We start from the raw sequence: 13,730 nt of genomic DNA, 5'->3' as shown, positions 1-13,730 counted from the left end.
TACGAGATCAACGGCGTGCCCGAAGCGCTGGCCCGCGAAGCGTTCACCCTCGCAGCTGCCAAGCTGCCGCTGCGGTGCACCTTCGTGGCGCGTCAGGTCGGCGCTTGAGCCGGCCGGAAGGAAAGACATGAAAGCATCCGAACTCCGCGCCAAGGACGTTGCTGCGCTCGAGCAGGAGGTCAAGGACCTGCTGCGCGCGCACTTCGGCCTACGCATGCAAAAGGGCACGCAGCAGCTGACCAACACTTCGACGCTGCGCAAGACCCGTCGTGACATCGCTCGCGCCAAGACGGTCCTGGCCGAGAAGAAGAAGGGAGCGTCGCAATGACGACTCAAACTCAAGAACCGCTAGATCAAGTCGTGAAGAACACGCGCACCCTGGTAGGTCGCGTCGTCAGCGACAAGCGCATGAAGACCATCACGGTGCTCGTTGAGCGCCGCGTCAAACACGAGCTTTACGGCAAGATCATTGCCCGCTCGCGCAAGTACCACGCGCACGACGAGAACAACGAGTGCAAGATGGGCGACATGGTCGAAATCGCCGAAGGCCGGCCGATCTCCAAGACCAAGGCCTGGGTCGTAACGCGGACGCTTGAAAAGGCACGAGTGCTCTGACACTGAACGCTGTCGGGGCTCTTTCGGGAGCGTCGATACGACGACCGGTTCGCTGGCATGCTGGCGGCCGGTCGTTTCTCATTTCGGCGCGGCATGGCTGCGCTCCCAGCAAACCCTTGGAGAGACATGATGTTGAAAGTCGGCGACAAGCTGCCCGCGGGCAAGCTTTACGAGTTTATCGAGGTCGAAGGCAATGGCTGCTCACTCGGTCCGAACAGTTTCGAGATCGACAAGCTCGCCGCCAGCAAGAAGGTAGCGGTGTTCGCTCTGCCGGGTGCCTTCACACCGACCTGCTCGGCGCAGCATGTGCCCGGCTACCTGAAGCATGCGGAGAATTTGCGGGCTGCCGGCATCGACGAGATCTGGTGCGTGGCCGTCAATGACCCGTTCGTGATGGGAGCGTGGGGACGCGATCAGAAGACCGACGGCAAGCTGCGCATGATGGCCGACGGCAGCGCGGAGTTCACTCGTGCGACCGGCCTCACCCTGGATCTGGGCGCGCGGGGGATGGGTCTGCGCTCGCAGCGCTACTCGATGCTCGTGGTGGACGGCGTTGTCAAGACGCTCAATGTCGAAGCGCCGGGCAAGTTTGAAGTCAGCGACGCGGAGACGCTGCTCGCGCAAGCCCGCAGCCTTTGAGCCCAACGAATTCAGTGCTGTCGATCTGTTGACAGATGCTGCGCTTTCACGGATACTTTGCGGCTTCGCCGAAGTGCTGCCTGCGGGACTGCCGGGCCTCATTTGCTTGAGGAGCCGGATCGCTCAAGGTGGTCTCGGTCTCGCCCTAAGCAGATGGCGCGAGTGTGGCAAGCCCTTCGGGACTTGAGCGCAACGCGTCAAATGACGGGCCCAAGACTGCTCGCAGCGGCCCACGGTGGGCAGCAAGCGGGACAAGTTGGGGACGGAACATGATTCAAATGCAGTCGCGGCTCGACGTCGCGGACAACACAGGCGCTAAAAGCGTCATGTGCATCAAGGTGCTGGGCGGCTCCAAGCGGCGCTATGCGGGCATCGGCGACGTGATCAAGGTCACCGTCAAGGAAGCTGCGCCGCGGGGGCGCGTGAAGAAAGGCGAGATCTATAGCGCCGTGGTGGTTCGCACCGCCAAGGGCGTGCGTCGCCAAGACGGCTCGCTGGTCAAGTTCGACGGCAATGCCGCCGTCCTGCTCAACGCCAAGCTCGAGCCGATCGGCACCCGCATCTTCGGCCCGGTCACGCGCGAACTGCGCACCGAGCGTTTCATGAAGATCGTTTCGCTGGCCCCCGAGGTCCTCTGAGCCGAGCGCCAAGGAATACTGAGCATGAACAAGATTCGCAAAGGCGACCAGGTCATCGTGCTGACCGGTCGCGACAAAGGCAAGCGGGGCTCCGTGGCTTCCCGTGTCGATGCCGACCACCTGTTGGTCGATGGCATCAACATGGTCAAGAAGCACGTCAAGCCGAATCCGCTCAAGGGCTCGACCGGCGGCATCGTGGATAAAACCATGCCGATCCACCAGTCGAACGTGGCGATCTACAACCCCGTGAGCGGCAAGGCCGACCGCGTGGGCATCAAGCTCCTGGACGACGGCAAGAAAGTGCGTGTCTTCAAGTCCAGCGGCGAACAGATCAAGGCCTGAGGCCGAGGTAAGAGATGGCTAAACAGCAGGCTCAACAACAGACGCAGCAGCGCTCGGCCCAGCCGGCGCGCCTTCAGCAGTTCTATCGCGAAAAAATCGCGCCCGAACTGGTGGAAAAGTTCGGCTATAAGTCGGTGATGCAGGTGCCGCGCCTGAGCAAGATCACGCTCAACATGGGCGTGAGCGAGGCGGTGTCGGACAAGAAAGTGATGGACCACGCGGTCAGCGACTTGTCTAAGATCTCTGGCCAGAAGCCTGTCATTACCAAGTCGAAGAAGGCCATCGCCGGCTTCAAGATTCGCGACAACGTGCCCATCGGCTGCATGGTCACCCTGCGCGGCGTGCGCATGTACGAATTCCTCGACCGTTTCGTGACCGTTGCGCTGCCGCGGGTGCGCGATTTCCGCGGCATCTCCGGCCGGGCCTTCGACGGCCGCGGCAACTACAACGTCGGCGTCAAGGAACAGATCATCTTTCCCGAGATCGAGTACGACAAGATCGACGTGCTGCGCGGACTGAACATCAGCTTCACGACGACGGCAAAGTCCGACGACGAATGCAAGGCGCTGCTCGCCGCATTCAAGTTTCCGTTCAAGAACTGAGGATTGGCCGTGGCAAAGACTTCGATCAAGCAGCGTGAACTCAAGCGGGAAGAGCTGGTCGCCAAGTACGCAAAAAAGTACGCGGAACTCAAGGCGATCATCAACGATTTCGGCAAGACCGAGGAAGAGCGTTACGCCGCGCGCCTGCAATTGCAGCGGCTGCCGCGCAATGCTTACCCGAGCCGCCTGCGCAACCGTTGCGGCCTGACCGGCCGCCCGCGCGGCACTTTCCGCACCTTCGGTCTGGGGCGCAACAAGATTCGGGAACTGGCGTTCAAGGGCGACATCCCCGGTGTCGTCAAGGCCAGCTGGTAAGCCGGCACGCGAACGTACAGGAGATAACTTATGAGCATGAGTGATCCCATCGCCGACATGCTGACCCGCATCCGCAACGCGCAGATGGTGGAGAAGGCTGTTGTCGTGATGCCGTCGTCGAAGCTGAAGCTGGCGATTGCGCAAGTTTTGCAGGATGAAGGCTATATCGATAGCTTCGCCGTCAAGAGCGAGGGCTTTAAGCCCCAACTCGAGATCGGGCTGAAGTACTACGCTGGCCGTCCGGTGATCGAACGCATCGAGCGCGTCAGCCGTCCCGGCCTTCGTGTCTACAAGGGCTGCCACGAGATTCCAAAGGTCATGAATGGTCTCGGCGTGGCGATCGTCACCACGCCTCAGGGTGTGATGACGGACCGCAAGGCGCGCGCTGCCGGTATCGGCGGCGAAGTCCTGTGCTACGTCGCCTGACGCGAAGGAGCTGAAAGAATGTCTCGCGTAGGAAAAATGCCGATCGTCGTGCCCAAGGGCGTGGACGTATCGCTCACGGCCGAACAGATCAGCGTCAAGGGCGCACTGGGCACGCTCGTGCGTGCCGGAAACCGGCTGGTCACGGTCAAGAACGATGGCGGCTCGCTGAGCTTCACGCCGATCGACGAGTCGCCGGCGGCGAACGCGATGTCGGGAACGATGCGCGCGTTGGTGGCCAACATGGTCAATGGCGTGAGCACCGGTTTCCAAAAGAAGCTGACGCTCGTGGGAGTGGGCTATCGCGCCCAGGCCCAGGGCGCCAAGCTTAATCTGCAGATCGGGTTCTCGCATCCGGTGGTCAAGGATATGCCCGAGGGTATCAAGGTCGAGTGCCCGACGCAGACCGAGATCCTGATCAAGGGTTCGGACCGTCAGGTGGTCGGTCAGATCGCTGCCGAGGTGCGCGCAATCCGTCCTCCCGAGCCTTACAAGGGCAAGGGCATCCGCTATGCGGATGAAAAGATCACGATCAAAGAGACCAAGAAGAAGTAAGGAGCAGCACGATGTTGAACCGCAAAGATCAGCGCCTTCGCCGCTCTCGCCAGACGCGGGCGCGAATTGCGCTGCAGAACGTGGCGCGCCTCATGGTGTTCCGCTCCAACACGCACATCTACGCCAGCGTCGTTTCCGACTGCGGCGCCAAGGTGCTTGCGAGCGCCTCGACCGTGGAGAAAGAAATGCGCACGCAGCTCGGTGCTGCGGGCAAGGGCGCCAATACCGAAGCCGCTGCACTGATCGGCAAGCGCATCGCAGAACGGGCCAGGGCCGCCGGTATCGAGAAGGTGGCGTTCGACCGCTCCGGCTTCGCCTACCACGGCCGCGTCAAGGCGCTCGCCGAGGCGGCTCGCGAAGCCGGCCTGCAGTTCTGAGTTCGCGTGAGCTCGGACGAAAAGCACCGCACACCCTAGGAATCTGACATGGCAAAGTTTCAACCCCGCATTTCCGACGAAGGCCGCGACGACGGCCTGAAGGAAAAGATGATTCAGGTGAACCGCGTGACCAAGGTGGTCAAGGGTGGCCGGATCATGGGCTTCGCTGCGCTAACCGTCGTCGGTGACGGCGATGGCCGGGTCGGCATGGGCAAAGGCAAGGCTCGCGAGGTGCCGGTGGCCGTGACCAAGGCCATGGATGCGGCGCGCCGCAACATGATCAAGGTCAACCTGAAGAACGGCACCGTCCACCACAACGTGACCGGTGAGCACGGCGCTGCCAAGGTGCTGCTGGCGCCGGCGAAGGCGGGTGACGGCATCATTGCCGGCGGTCCGATGCGCGCGGTGTTCGAGGTGATGGGCGTGACCGACATCGTCGCCAAGAGCCTGGGCACTTCCAACCCATACAACATGGTGCGTGCGACGTTCGACGCGCTGTCACGCTCGACCACGCCTATGGAAATCGCAGCCAAGCGCGGCAAGTCGGTCGAAGAGATCTTCAATTGAGACGCGCCGGGGAATCATCATGACGGACAAGACGACGCTCAAGGTCAAGCTCGTGCGCAGCCCTATCGGCACCCAGGAATCGCACCGCGCCACGGTGCGCGGGCTCGGCCTGCGCGCGATCGGCAGCGAGCGAGTGCTCGAAGACACACCCGCCGTGCGCGGAATGATCAACAAGGTGGCTTACCTGGTTCAGGTGCTCTGACCGCGGTTGATCTCGGAGAAGACAATGGAACTCAACACGATCAAGCCCGGCTCGGGCGCAAAGCATGCCAAGCGCCGTGTCGGTCGCGGCATCGGCTCGGGCCTGGGCAAGACCGCGGGTCGCGGTCACAAGGGGCAGAAGTCGCGTGCCGGCGGCTACCATAAGGTCGGCTTCGAAGGCGGCCAGATGCCGCTGCAGCGCCGCCTGCCCAAGCGCGGCTTCAAGTCGCTGACGCTCAAGTACAACGCCGAGATCACGCTGGCCGACCTGGAGGCGCTGGCCGTGGCCGAGGTGGACATGCTGACGCTCAAGCAGGCCGGCCTAGTCGCGGAAAGAGCCAAGGTCGTCAAGGTCATCAGCTCGGGCGAACTCAGCAAGGCCGTCACGCTCAAAGGCGTGGGCGCGACTGCGGGCGCCAAGGCGGCAATCGAGGCTGCGGGCGGCTCGCTTTCGTGATGCCGATTCAACTGGCGAATCGATAAGAGCGTGGCAACGAACGCGAATCAACTGGCCAAGTGCGGCAAGTTCGGCGACCTACGTCGCCGGCTGGTCTTCTTGCTGCTGGCGCTCGTGGTGTACCGCTTGGGGGCGCACATTCCCGTGCCCGGCATCAACCCGGAGCAGCTACAGCAGCTTTTTCAGGGCCAGCAGGGTGGCATCCTGAGCCTGTTCAACATGTTCTCGGGCGGGGCGCTGTCGCGCTTCACCGTGTTCGCGCTGGGGATCATGCCCTACATCTCCGCGTCGATCATCATGCAGTTGATGACCTACGTGGTGCCGACCTTCGAGGCGCTCAAGAAGGAAGGCGAGTCGGGCCGTCGCAAGATTACCCAGTACACGCGCTACGGCACGCTCGGTCTGGCGATCTTCCAGTCGCTGGGCATCGCCATCGCGCTCGAGGGTTCGGCCGGACTGGTGATCGATCCGGGCCTGGGCTTTCGCGTGACAGCGGTGGTCAGCCTGGTCGCCGGCACGATGTTCCTGATGTGGCTGGGCGAGCAGATCACCGAGCGCGGCCTGGGCAACGGCATTTCCATTCTCATCTTCGCCGGCATCGCGGCAGGGTTGCCGAGCGCGATGGGCGGTCTCTTCGAGCTCGTGCGTACCGGCGCGATGAGCATCATCGTTTCGATCTTCATCCTGGCGCTCGTTGTCGGCGTGACTTACGTGGTCGTGTTCGTAGAGCGCGGCCAGCGAAAGATCCTGGTCAATTACGCCAAGCGACAGGTGGGCAACCGGGTCTATGGCGGGCAGTCTTCGCACCTGCCGCTGAAGATCAACATGTCGGGCGTGATCCCGCCGATCTTCGCCTCGTCGATCATCCTGCTGCCGGCCACGGTGGTGAGCTGGTTCGCCACGGGCGACGGCATGCGCTGGCTGCAGGACTTGGCCGCACTGCTCTCGCCCGGGCAGCCGATCTACGTGATGCTCTATGCTGCGGCAATCATCTTCTTCTGCTTCTTCTACACGGCGCTCGTCTTCAACAGCCGCGAAACCGCGGACAACCTGAAGAAAAGCGGTGCATTCATTCCAGGCATTCGACCGGGCGAGCAGACGGCCAGGCACATTGATCGCATCCTCGGTCGGTTGACCTTGGGTGGCGCGATCTACATCACCGCGGTGTGCCTGCTGCCCGAGTTCCTGGTGCTGAAGTACAACGTGCCGTTTTATTTCGGCGGCACCTCGCTCCTGATCATCGTCGTCGTGACGATGGACTTCTGGGCGCAGGTGCAGTCCTACGTGATGTCCCAGCAGTACGAATCGCTGCTGAAAAAAGCCAGTTTCAAAGCAACTTGAATGATGAACGGTAGCCGCTAAACACATGTCGAAAGATGACGTTATCCAGATGCAGGGCGAGATCCTTGAGAACTTGCCCAATGCGACCTTCCGCGTGAAGCTGGAGAACGGGCACGTGGTGCTCGGTCACATTTCGGGAAAGATGCGCATGCACTACATCCGCATCCTGCCCGGCGACAAGGTGACGGTGGAACTCACGCCCTACGATCTGAGTCGGGCCCGCATAGTCTTTCGGGCGAAGTGAGACGGCCGCACGCAATGAACCCCGCAAGACAACAGCGCAATAGGTCAAGGAGAAGATCATGAAAGTAGCCGCATCCGTGAAGACGATGTGCCGCCATTGCAAGGTCATTCGTCGCAAAGGTGTGGTGCGCGTGATCTGCACCGATCCGCGTCACAAGCAGCGACAAGGCTGAGAATCGGCCTTCGCTAAAGCAGATAGAGGAAGAACATGGCACGTATCGCAGGCATCAACATCCCGCCGCAAAAGCACGCAGAGATCGGTTTGACCGCGATCTACGGCATCGGCCGTACGACGGCGCAAAAGATTTGCGACAACTGCAGCATCGAGCGCACCAAGAAGATCAAGGATCTCACCGACACCGATCTCGAAAAGATCCGCGAGGCAGTGGGCCGCCTGAACATCGAGGGCGATCTGCGTCGTGAGACCACGATCAACATCAAGCGCCTGATGGATCTCGGCTGCTACCGTGGCATTCGCCACCGTCGCGGCCTGCCGATGCGCGGTCAGCGCACCCGCACCAATGCCCGCACCCGCAAGGGCCCGCGCAAGTCGGCTGCCTCGCTGAAGAAGTAAGTAAAGCCTGGCTTTTTGCCGAACCGCCCGCAGATCAAAGAGAGTCAAGCATGGCCAAAGCACCCAATACCGCTGCGCAGCGCGTGCGCAAGAAGGTCCGCAAGAACGTTTCGGACGGCGTCGCGCACGTCCACGCGTCCTTTAACAACACCATCATCACGATCACGGACCGTCAAGGCAATGCGCTCGCCTGGGCGTCGAGTGGCGGCCAAGGGTTCAAAGGTTCGCGCAAATCGACGCCGTTCGCCGCTCAGGTGGCTGCCGAAGTGGCCGGCCGCGCCGCGCAGGACCAAGGCATCAAAAACCTCGAAGTCGAGATCAAGGGCCCGGGCCCCGGGCGCGAATCGTCGGTGCGCGCGCTGGCCGCGCTGGGCATCCGTATCGTTTCGATCTCCGACGTCACGCCGGTCCCGCACAACGGCTGTCGCCCGCAGAAGCGCCGGCGCATTTGAGTTGGCCGGGTCGGGTGCACTGCACCCGACTGCAGGTTCTGGCATTCGCCGGCGGGCACTTTCGGTGCCGTCGGCGGTTTTCGTTGAAGCCGCAAGGTTTCGTTTTCAAGCCCACCGTCTGGTTGTCGCCTTCTGGCGATCCGTACGACACCGGCCAGACTCGCGTGAGATCCGATCCCGTTCGGTCCCACGTCAGACGATCAAGGAAGCAACGTGGCACGTTATCTCGGCCCCAAGGCCAAGCTCTCCCGCCGTGAAGGCACCGACCTTTTTCTGAAAAGCGCGCGCCGCGCAATCAGCGACAAGTCCAAGTTCGAGTCCAAACCCGGTCAGCATGGCCGCACCTCGGGTTCGCGCACCTCCGACTTCGGCCTGCAACTGCGGGAGAAGCAGAAGGTCAAGCGCATGTATGGCGTGCTCGAGCGGCAGTTTCGCCGTTACTTTGCCGAGGCCGAACGGCGCCGGGGCAACACCGGGGCGAACCTGCTGCTGCTGCTCGAATCGCGCCTGGACAACGTGGTGTACCGCATGGGCTTCGGTTCGACCCGTGCCGAAGCTCGGCAGCTGGTCGGACACAAAGGCATTACCGTGAACGGTCAGTCCGTGAATATTCCGTCGTATCTGGTCAAGGCCGGAGATGTGGTGGCGGTGCGCGAGAAATCAAAGACGCAGTTGCGCGTGACCGACGCGGTGAAGCTGGCCGAATCGATCGGCATGCCGGCCTGGGTGAGCGTTGACGCCGCCAAGCTCGAAGGCATTTTCAAGAAGTCGCCCGACCGCGACGAGTTCGGCTCGGACATCAACGAGTCGCTCATCGTCGAGCTCTACTCGCGCTGAGTCTGCCGCGCGGTGCCGCTGCGGGCCGAGCGCCCGTGGCCGGCACCGTGCCTTTGTTTTACCGGTCCGGGCGCAGTTCGCCGTTAAGGCAGATTGCGTCCGGTGCTCCATCAGCCTTATCGGTGTAACGAGCCGAGGGTATTGACAGGAAGACCTGATGCAAACCAATCTACTCAAGCCCAAAGCCATCAATGTCGAGCCGCTGAGTGCAGCGAAGGGCGCTCACCGCGCCAAGGTCACGCTCGAGCCTTTCGAGCGTGGCTACGGTCACACCTTGGGCAATGCGCTGCGCCGCGTGTTGTTGTCTTCAATGGTCGGCTATGCGCCAACCGAAGTGACGATTGCCGGCGTGCTGCACGAGTATTCCGCTATCGACGGCGTGCAGGAAGACGTGGTCCACGCCATGCTGAACCTCAAGGGCGTGGTGTTCCGCCTGCACAACCGCGACGAGGTCACCCTGGTGCTGCGCAAGGAAGGCGAAGGCCCGGTCGTGGCCGGCGACATCCAGACGCCGCATGATGTGGAGATCATCAACCCGGAGCATGTGATCGCTCACTTGTCGCAGGGCGGCAAGCTCGACATGCAGATCAAGGTCGAGAAGGGCCGTGGCTACGTGCCCGGCACGATGCGCCGCTTCGGCGACGAGCCGACCAAGGCGATCGGCCGCATCGTGCTCGACGCGTCGTTTTCGCCGGTGCGCCGCGTCAGCTACACGGTCGAAAGCGCCCGCGTCGAGCAGCGCACCGACCTCGACAAGCTGGTCATGGAGATCGAGACCAACGGCGCCATCACGCCTGAGGAAGCGATCCGCGCCTCGGCCAAGATCCTGGTCGAGCAGCTCGCGGTGTTCGCGCAGCTCGAAGGTTCTGAAATCAGCGGCATTCTCGATGCGCCTGGCACGCCGCGCAGCTCGCAGTTCGATCCGATTCTTCTGCGCCCGGTCGACGAGCTCGAGCTCACCGTGCGCTCGGCCAATTGCCTGAAGGCCGAGAACATCTATTACATCGGCGACCTGATTCAGCGCACCGAGACCGAGTTGCTCAAGACACCGAACCTGGGCCGCAAGTCGCTCAACGAGATCAAGGAAGTGCTGGCCTCGCGCGGCCTGACCCTCGGCGCACGGCTGGAGAACTGGCCCCCGCAGGGTCTGGACAAGCGATAAGGTCAACAGGAAAGACGGCGCGAAGCGCCGTTATCGGATGGTTTGCCTTCGGCAACCCGTCGGTGCACCCGCCAGTACCTGATCCGGCTGGCGGCAATCAGCAAGTCAAGAAAGGAAAGCACCATGCGTCACCGTCACGGACTCCGCAAACTCAACCGCACTTCCGAGCACCGCCTCGCGATGCTGCGCAACATGGCCAACTCGCTCATCACGCACGAGGCCATCAAGACCACGGTGCCGAAGGCGAAGGAGCTGCGCCGCGTGGTCGAGCCGCTGATCACGCTTGCCAAGGAGGCCACGCTGGCGAACCGCCGCTTGGCGTTCAACCGCACCCGTGATCGCGACGTCGTCACCAAGCTGTTCGGCGAACTGGGCCCCCGCTATCAGGCGCGCCCGGGCGGCTATACGCGCATCCTCAAGATGGGGTTTCGGGTCGGCGACAACGCACCCATGGCCTTCGTCGAACTGGTCGACCGGCCCGAGCCTGCTGCTGCAGCAGCGGCTGACGACAGCGCCGAGTAAAGTCGGCGGAGCGGTCCGCTTGCTCAGCTTGCGAGTCAGTTCCCTGATGAGCATGGGCTGGACTCGGAGCCCGCTCAAGGCGAGGAGCGATAAAGGCCGGCGTCAGCCGGCCTTTTGCATGACGCCCCCGTCAGTTGCGCAAGAACCTCCCCACGCTGACGTCAAGTCGGTTTGCTGCCGCAAAAAGTTCGCGGAACACTGGCGCCATCGCGGCAGTCAGACCCGTCGGGTTCGCACGACAGGCGCCGCTGCCTTAGCGGTTGAATGGATCTTCCGATGTCCTTGATTTCTCCGCTGCTGCGTCTGGTGCTTGCGCTGCTGCTATGCGCTCCCGGCCTTGCCGCCGCGGCCGAAGACTTCTTGCCGCCTGAGGAGGCCTTCCGCTTCGAAGCCCGCGCGCTCGATGCACGCACCGTCGAAATCGGCTTCACCGTCGCCGACGGCTACTACCTCTACCGCGAGCAGTTTGCTTTCAAGGCCGACGACGAAGCGGTCATGCTGGGCGAGGCGCAAATCCCGTCGGGAAAGATCATGTACGACGAGACCTTCGAAAAGGATGTCGAAAGTCATCGTGGCCGTCTCACCATCCGCCTGCCGGTTAGTGCAGCGCCGGCGGCCTTCACTCTGCGGGTCACCAGTCAGGGATGCGCCGACCAAGGCTTGTGCTATCCGCCGATGCAAAGCGTCGTGCAGGTGCAACTCGCCGGCTTCGGCGGCAACGGCAGCGTGCAGGTGTTGTCGGAGCGCGCCCGCGGCGACGTTGCCGGTGCGCTGACCGCGAACCGCGGCAGCGGCTTGGCGGCGGCCCCCCCAACGACTTTCGGCAGCGGCGAAGCCGGCATCGACGCGGCGCTGCGTGGCGGCAGCTTCTGGATCATCGTCGGCGTGTTCTTCGTCGCCGGGCTGCTGCTGTCATTGACGCCTTGCGTTCTGCCGATGCTGCCCATTCTTTCTTCCATCATCGTCGGGCAGGGCAGCCGGCAGGGTGCGCGAGGGCGGGGCTTCGTGCTCGCCCTGGCCTATTCGCTGGGCATGGCGCTGGTTTACACCCTGCTCGGCGTGGCTGCCGGCTTGGCTGGCGAAGGGCTGGCGGCTGCGCTACAGAACCCGTGGGTGCTGGGCAGCTTCGCGGTGTTGCTGAGCGTCCTGGCGCTGTCGATGTTCGACGTTTACCAGCTGCAGTTGCCGGCGCCCCTGCGTGAGCGGCTCACCACCGCCTCCAGCCGCTTGCAAGGTGGTCAGCTAGCCGGCGTGTTCCTGATGGGGGGGCTCTCCGCGCTGATCGTTAGCCCGTGTGTGGCGGCTCCGCTGGCCGGCGCCTTGGTCTACATCAGCCAGACTCGGGACGTGGTGCTGGGTGCAACGGCCTTGTTCTCGCTTGCAGCGGGCATGAGCGTGCCCTTGCTGCTGCTGGGCGCCTCAGCGGGCGCACTGCTGCCTGGGGCCGGGCCCTGGATGGACACCGTCAAGCGCTGCTTCGGCCTTTTGTTGCTGGGCGTGGCCTGGTGGACGGTGGCCCCGGTACTGCCGGCTGCATTGGTGGTTGCAGGTTGGGGTGTGCTGCTGCTTGGTGCCGCGGCTTTGCTCGGCGCTTTCGACCGCCTGCCGCAAGCAGCCGGTGCCCCGTCGCGGCTGGGCAAGGCCGGCGGCCTGGCGCTCGCAATTGCCGGCGCCGTCCAAATCGTCGGTGCGAGCGCAGGAGCGCACGACCCGCTTCAGCCTCTGGAGCCGTTCGTGCGGGGGCCGACTGCGTTTCCGTCGGCCACGGTGGACCCCTCCGGCGCGACGGTGACGCACTCGGCGGGCGGCGTGCGCTTCACGCGGGTCTCCTCCGTTGAGGAACTCGACGCCGTCCTTCGCAGTACACGCAGGCCGGTGATGCTTGATTTTTATGCGGACTGGTGCGTGAGCTGTAAGGAAATGGAGCGTTTCACGTTCACTGACGCGGGCGTGCGGGCACGGCTCGACAAGGCCTTGCTGCTGCAGGCCGATGTCACGCGCAACAGCGAGGAGGACCGGGCGCTGCTCAAGCGCTTCGGCTTGTTCGGCCCGCCCGGCATCGTTTTCTTCGACGTCGACGGTCAGGAACTCGCAACTCGCGTCATCGGCTATCAGAACGCAAGCCGATTTGCGCAAAGCCTTCAAGCTGCGGGCCTTTGAAGGCGTCCAACACTGCACGCGGGTGCTACACTCACTTCTTCAGTCGCGGGGTGGAGCAGTCTGGTAGCTCGTTGGGCTCATAACCCAAAGGTCGCAGGTTCAAATCCTGTCCCCGCAACCAAAGAACACAGGGCTTCGGCCGCTAGCAAACGCCCACTTCGAGTGGGCGTTTTGCATTTGTGCCCATTCTGTGCCCATGCTGAGCCCAGCTGGTGCCCAAGCAAGCATCCTTCGTGCGCTCGCTGACCATTGGTGCATCTGGCTCGCACGTGCCCCGTCACTGACGCCAATACGTTCGGCTGTCTCTATCTCCAACGCAGCTGGTTGGTCAGTATTAGATCGACAGTGGCGAAGGCGAGGTTGCACGAATCGACGCTCCGGCGACGGTTATTTAGGCGTCCGCACTCAGCCAGGCGAAGCCCGTCAACCTCGACAGCCGAGCGCCTGCTTAAGACTGAGGCTGTGTGAAAACGCGTTGATGGTGTCAGCGACCGGCGTAATCCGGCCACTTCGGAGTCGGCGTAATCAGGCCACCTGAGGTCTGGTCTGGCAGGTGGCGGAGTCGGCATCTGCCGGCCAGTGCGGAGTCGGCATATACCGGCCAGTGCGGAGTCGGCATATACCGGCCAGTGCCAGCGCCGAAGGCGTCTCGAAGCTTTTGATTTCCCAGGGGCCTACCTTCCGAGCTTTTTGCTCAGGAAGGCACCC

At 63.0% G+C, this 13,730-nt stretch carries 22 protein-coding genes, 1 tRNA gene and 1 pseudogene; all 24 read left to right on the top strand.

Annotated features, from left to right (window positions below; all coding sequences use genetic code 11):
• Positions 1-108: pseudogene (gene rplP / locus H0W38_RS05920) on the top strand (50S ribosomal protein L16); the annotation flags it as partial.
• A gap of 19 nt (positions 109-127) precedes the next feature.
• Positions 128-328 (top strand): 50S ribosomal protein L29, encoded by a 201-nt coding sequence (gene rpmC / locus H0W38_RS05915; protein ID WP_292449340.1) that lies wholly within the window; start codon positions 128-130, stop codon positions 326-328.
• Positions 325-615: a 30S ribosomal protein S17 gene (gene rpsQ, locus H0W38_RS05910; RefSeq protein WP_292452073.1), complete on the top strand. Its 291-nt coding sequence runs from the start codon at positions 325-327 to the stop codon at positions 613-615. Before rpmC ends, rpsQ begins: the two co-directional genes overlap by 4 nt.
• A 129-nt stretch (positions 616-744) precedes the next feature.
• Entirely contained in the window at positions 745-1,254 is a 510-nt protein-coding gene (locus tag H0W38_RS05905) for a peroxiredoxin (RefSeq protein ID WP_292452074.1), read from the top strand.
• A 269-nt stretch (positions 1,255-1,523) separates the two neighbouring features.
• Positions 1,524-1,892, top strand: a complete 369-nt coding sequence (gene rplN, locus H0W38_RS05900) for a 50S ribosomal protein L14 (protein ID WP_292449336.1) — start codon at positions 1,524-1,526, stop codon at positions 1,890-1,892.
• A gap of 24 nt (positions 1,893-1,916) precedes the next feature.
• Positions 1,917-2,234 (top strand): 50S ribosomal protein L24, encoded by a 318-nt coding sequence (gene rplX / locus H0W38_RS05895; protein ID WP_292452072.1) that lies wholly within the window; start codon positions 1,917-1,919, stop codon positions 2,232-2,234.
• Between the two features lie 14 nt (positions 2,235-2,248).
• Positions 2,249-2,836 (top strand): 50S ribosomal protein L5, encoded by a 588-nt coding sequence (gene rplE, locus H0W38_RS05890; RefSeq protein WP_292452071.1) that lies wholly within the window; start codon positions 2,249-2,251, stop codon positions 2,834-2,836.
• 9 nt (positions 2,837-2,845) lie between these two features.
• Positions 2,846-3,151 carry a 30S ribosomal protein S14 gene (rpsN, locus tag H0W38_RS05885; protein ID WP_292452070.1) on the top strand — a complete coding sequence of 102 codons (306 nt, stop codon included), beginning with the start codon at positions 2,846-2,848 and terminating at the stop codon, positions 3,149-3,151.
• Positions 3,152-3,181: 30 nt separating this feature from the next.
• Positions 3,182-3,577: a 30S ribosomal protein S8 gene (gene rpsH, locus H0W38_RS05880; protein ID WP_292452068.1), complete on the top strand. Its 396-nt coding sequence runs from the start codon at positions 3,182-3,184 to the stop codon at positions 3,575-3,577.
• Between the two features lie 18 nt (positions 3,578-3,595).
• Positions 3,596-4,129 carry a 50S ribosomal protein L6 gene (rplF, locus tag H0W38_RS05875; protein ID WP_292452067.1) on the top strand — a complete coding sequence of 178 codons (534 nt, stop codon included), beginning with the start codon at positions 3,596-3,598 and terminating at the stop codon, positions 4,127-4,129.
• A gap of 11 nt (positions 4,130-4,140) precedes the next feature.
• Complete coding sequence (gene rplR / locus H0W38_RS05870) at positions 4,141-4,506, top strand: 50S ribosomal protein L18 (protein ID WP_292452066.1); 366 nt, start codon at positions 4,141-4,143, stop codon at positions 4,504-4,506.
• 48 nt (positions 4,507-4,554) lie between these two features.
• Positions 4,555-5,073: a 30S ribosomal protein S5 gene (gene rpsE / locus H0W38_RS05865; RefSeq protein WP_292449322.1), complete on the top strand. Its 519-nt coding sequence runs from the start codon at positions 4,555-4,557 to the stop codon at positions 5,071-5,073.
• Between the two features lie 19 nt (positions 5,074-5,092).
• Complete coding sequence (rpmD, locus tag H0W38_RS05860; protein WP_292449320.1) at positions 5,093-5,275, top strand: 50S ribosomal protein L30; 183 nt, start codon at positions 5,093-5,095, stop codon at positions 5,273-5,275.
• A 24-nt stretch (positions 5,276-5,299) separates the two neighbouring features.
• On the top strand, positions 5,300-5,731 hold the full coding sequence (rplO, locus tag H0W38_RS05855; RefSeq protein WP_292452065.1) for a 50S ribosomal protein L15: 432 nt from the start codon (positions 5,300-5,302) through the stop codon (positions 5,729-5,731).
• Positions 5,732-5,761: 30 nt separating this feature from the next.
• Positions 5,762-7,072 carry a preprotein translocase subunit SecY gene (gene secY / locus H0W38_RS05850; protein WP_292452063.1) on the top strand — a complete coding sequence of 437 codons (1,311 nt, stop codon included), beginning with the start codon at positions 5,762-5,764 and terminating at the stop codon, positions 7,070-7,072.
• 25 nt (positions 7,073-7,097) lie between these two features.
• Positions 7,098-7,316: a translation initiation factor IF-1 gene (infA, locus tag H0W38_RS05845; RefSeq protein WP_011830996.1), complete on the top strand. Its 219-nt coding sequence runs from the start codon at positions 7,098-7,100 to the stop codon at positions 7,314-7,316.
• A gap of 58 nt (positions 7,317-7,374) precedes the next feature.
• Positions 7,375-7,488 carry a 50S ribosomal protein L36 gene (rpmJ, locus tag H0W38_RS05840; protein WP_292449535.1) on the top strand — a complete coding sequence of 38 codons (114 nt, stop codon included), beginning with the start codon at positions 7,375-7,377 and terminating at the stop codon, positions 7,486-7,488.
• A 35-nt stretch (positions 7,489-7,523) separates the two neighbouring features.
• Positions 7,524-7,889: a 30S ribosomal protein S13 gene (gene rpsM, locus H0W38_RS05835; protein WP_292452061.1), complete on the top strand. Its 366-nt coding sequence runs from the start codon at positions 7,524-7,526 to the stop codon at positions 7,887-7,889.
• A 50-nt stretch (positions 7,890-7,939) separates the two neighbouring features.
• Positions 7,940-8,341, top strand: coding sequence for a 30S ribosomal protein S11 (gene rpsK, locus H0W38_RS05830; protein WP_011830993.1), 402 nt, complete (start codon positions 7,940-7,942; stop codon positions 8,339-8,341).
• A 213-nt stretch (positions 8,342-8,554) separates the two neighbouring features.
• On the top strand, positions 8,555-9,178 hold the full coding sequence (gene rpsD / locus H0W38_RS05825; protein WP_292452060.1) for a 30S ribosomal protein S4: 624 nt from the start codon (positions 8,555-8,557) through the stop codon (positions 9,176-9,178).
• Positions 9,179-9,335: 157 nt separating this feature from the next.
• Complete coding sequence (gene rpoA / locus H0W38_RS05820; RefSeq protein ID WP_292446713.1) at positions 9,336-10,340, top strand: DNA-directed RNA polymerase subunit alpha; 1,005 nt, start codon at positions 9,336-9,338, stop codon at positions 10,338-10,340.
• Positions 10,341-10,463: 123 nt separating this feature from the next.
• The gene (gene rplQ, locus H0W38_RS05815; protein WP_292452058.1) at positions 10,464-10,862 is read left to right on the top strand and encodes a 50S ribosomal protein L17; all 399 of its coding nucleotides are present in this window, start codon (positions 10,464-10,466) and stop codon (positions 10,860-10,862) included.
• 276 nt (positions 10,863-11,138) lie between these two features.
• Positions 11,139-13,022: a protein-disulfide reductase DsbD gene (gene dsbD / locus H0W38_RS05810; protein ID WP_292452056.1), complete on the top strand. Its 1,884-nt coding sequence runs from the start codon at positions 11,139-11,141 to the stop codon at positions 13,020-13,022.
• A gap of 44 nt (positions 13,023-13,066) precedes the next feature.
• Positions 13,067-13,143: transfer RNA gene (locus H0W38_RS05805), tRNA-Met, on the top strand.
• Positions 13,144-13,730: the final 587 nt, after the last annotated feature.

Origin of the sequence: Methylibium sp., assembly GCF_013817365.1 — a bacterium.
Classification (GTDB): Bacteria; Pseudomonadota; Gammaproteobacteria; order Burkholderiales; family Burkholderiaceae_C; genus Methylibium.
Note: the sequence above shows the minus strand (reverse complement) of the source record. Positions and strands in the feature narration are given on the sequence as shown.

Bases quoted from the DNA above. Each gene is read 5' to 3' on its own strand.
- rpoA (WP_292446713.1), top strand. From the start codon at position 9,336: ATGCAAACCAATCTACTCAAGCCCAAAGCCATCAATGTCGAGCCGCTG.
- rpmC (WP_292449340.1), top strand. From the start codon at position 128: ATGAAAGCATCCGAACTCCGCGCCAAGGACGTTGCTGCGCTCGAGCAG.
- rpsK (WP_011830993.1), top strand. From the start codon at position 7,940: ATGGCCAAAGCACCCAATACCGCTGCGCAGCGCGTGCGCAAGAAGGTC.
- infA (WP_011830996.1), top strand. From the start codon at position 7,098: ATGTCGAAAGATGACGTTATCCAGATGCAGGGCGAGATCCTTGAGAAC.
- rplO (WP_292452065.1), top strand. From the start codon at position 5,300: ATGGAACTCAACACGATCAAGCCCGGCTCGGGCGCAAAGCATGCCAAG.
- rplF (WP_292452067.1), top strand. From the start codon at position 3,596: ATGTCTCGCGTAGGAAAAATGCCGATCGTCGTGCCCAAGGGCGTGGAC.
- rplR (WP_292452066.1), top strand. From the start codon at position 4,141: ATGTTGAACCGCAAAGATCAGCGCCTTCGCCGCTCTCGCCAGACGCGG.
- rplX (WP_292452072.1), top strand. From the start codon at position 1,917: ATGAACAAGATTCGCAAAGGCGACCAGGTCATCGTGCTGACCGGTCGC.
- rpsQ (WP_292452073.1), top strand. From the start codon at position 325: ATGACGACTCAAACTCAAGAACCGCTAGATCAAGTCGTGAAGAACACG.
- rpsH (WP_292452068.1), top strand. From the start codon at position 3,182: ATGAGCATGAGTGATCCCATCGCCGACATGCTGACCCGCATCCGCAAC.
- rpsE (WP_292449322.1), top strand. From the start codon at position 4,555: ATGGCAAAGTTTCAACCCCGCATTTCCGACGAAGGCCGCGACGACGGC.
- rpmD (WP_292449320.1), top strand. From the start codon at position 5,093: ATGACGGACAAGACGACGCTCAAGGTCAAGCTCGTGCGCAGCCCTATC.
- H0W38_RS05905 (WP_292452074.1), top strand. From the start codon at position 745: ATGTTGAAAGTCGGCGACAAGCTGCCCGCGGGCAAGCTTTACGAGTTT.
- rpmJ (WP_292449535.1), top strand. From the start codon at position 7,375: ATGAAAGTAGCCGCATCCGTGAAGACGATGTGCCGCCATTGCAAGGTC.
- dsbD (WP_292452056.1), top strand. From the start codon at position 11,139: ATGTCCTTGATTTCTCCGCTGCTGCGTCTGGTGCTTGCGCTGCTGCTA.
- rplQ (WP_292452058.1), top strand. From the start codon at position 10,464: ATGCGTCACCGTCACGGACTCCGCAAACTCAACCGCACTTCCGAGCAC.
- rplE (WP_292452071.1), top strand. From the start codon at position 2,249: ATGGCTAAACAGCAGGCTCAACAACAGACGCAGCAGCGCTCGGCCCAG.
- rpsM (WP_292452061.1), top strand. From the start codon at position 7,524: ATGGCACGTATCGCAGGCATCAACATCCCGCCGCAAAAGCACGCAGAG.
- rplN (WP_292449336.1), top strand. From the start codon at position 1,524: ATGATTCAAATGCAGTCGCGGCTCGACGTCGCGGACAACACAGGCGCT.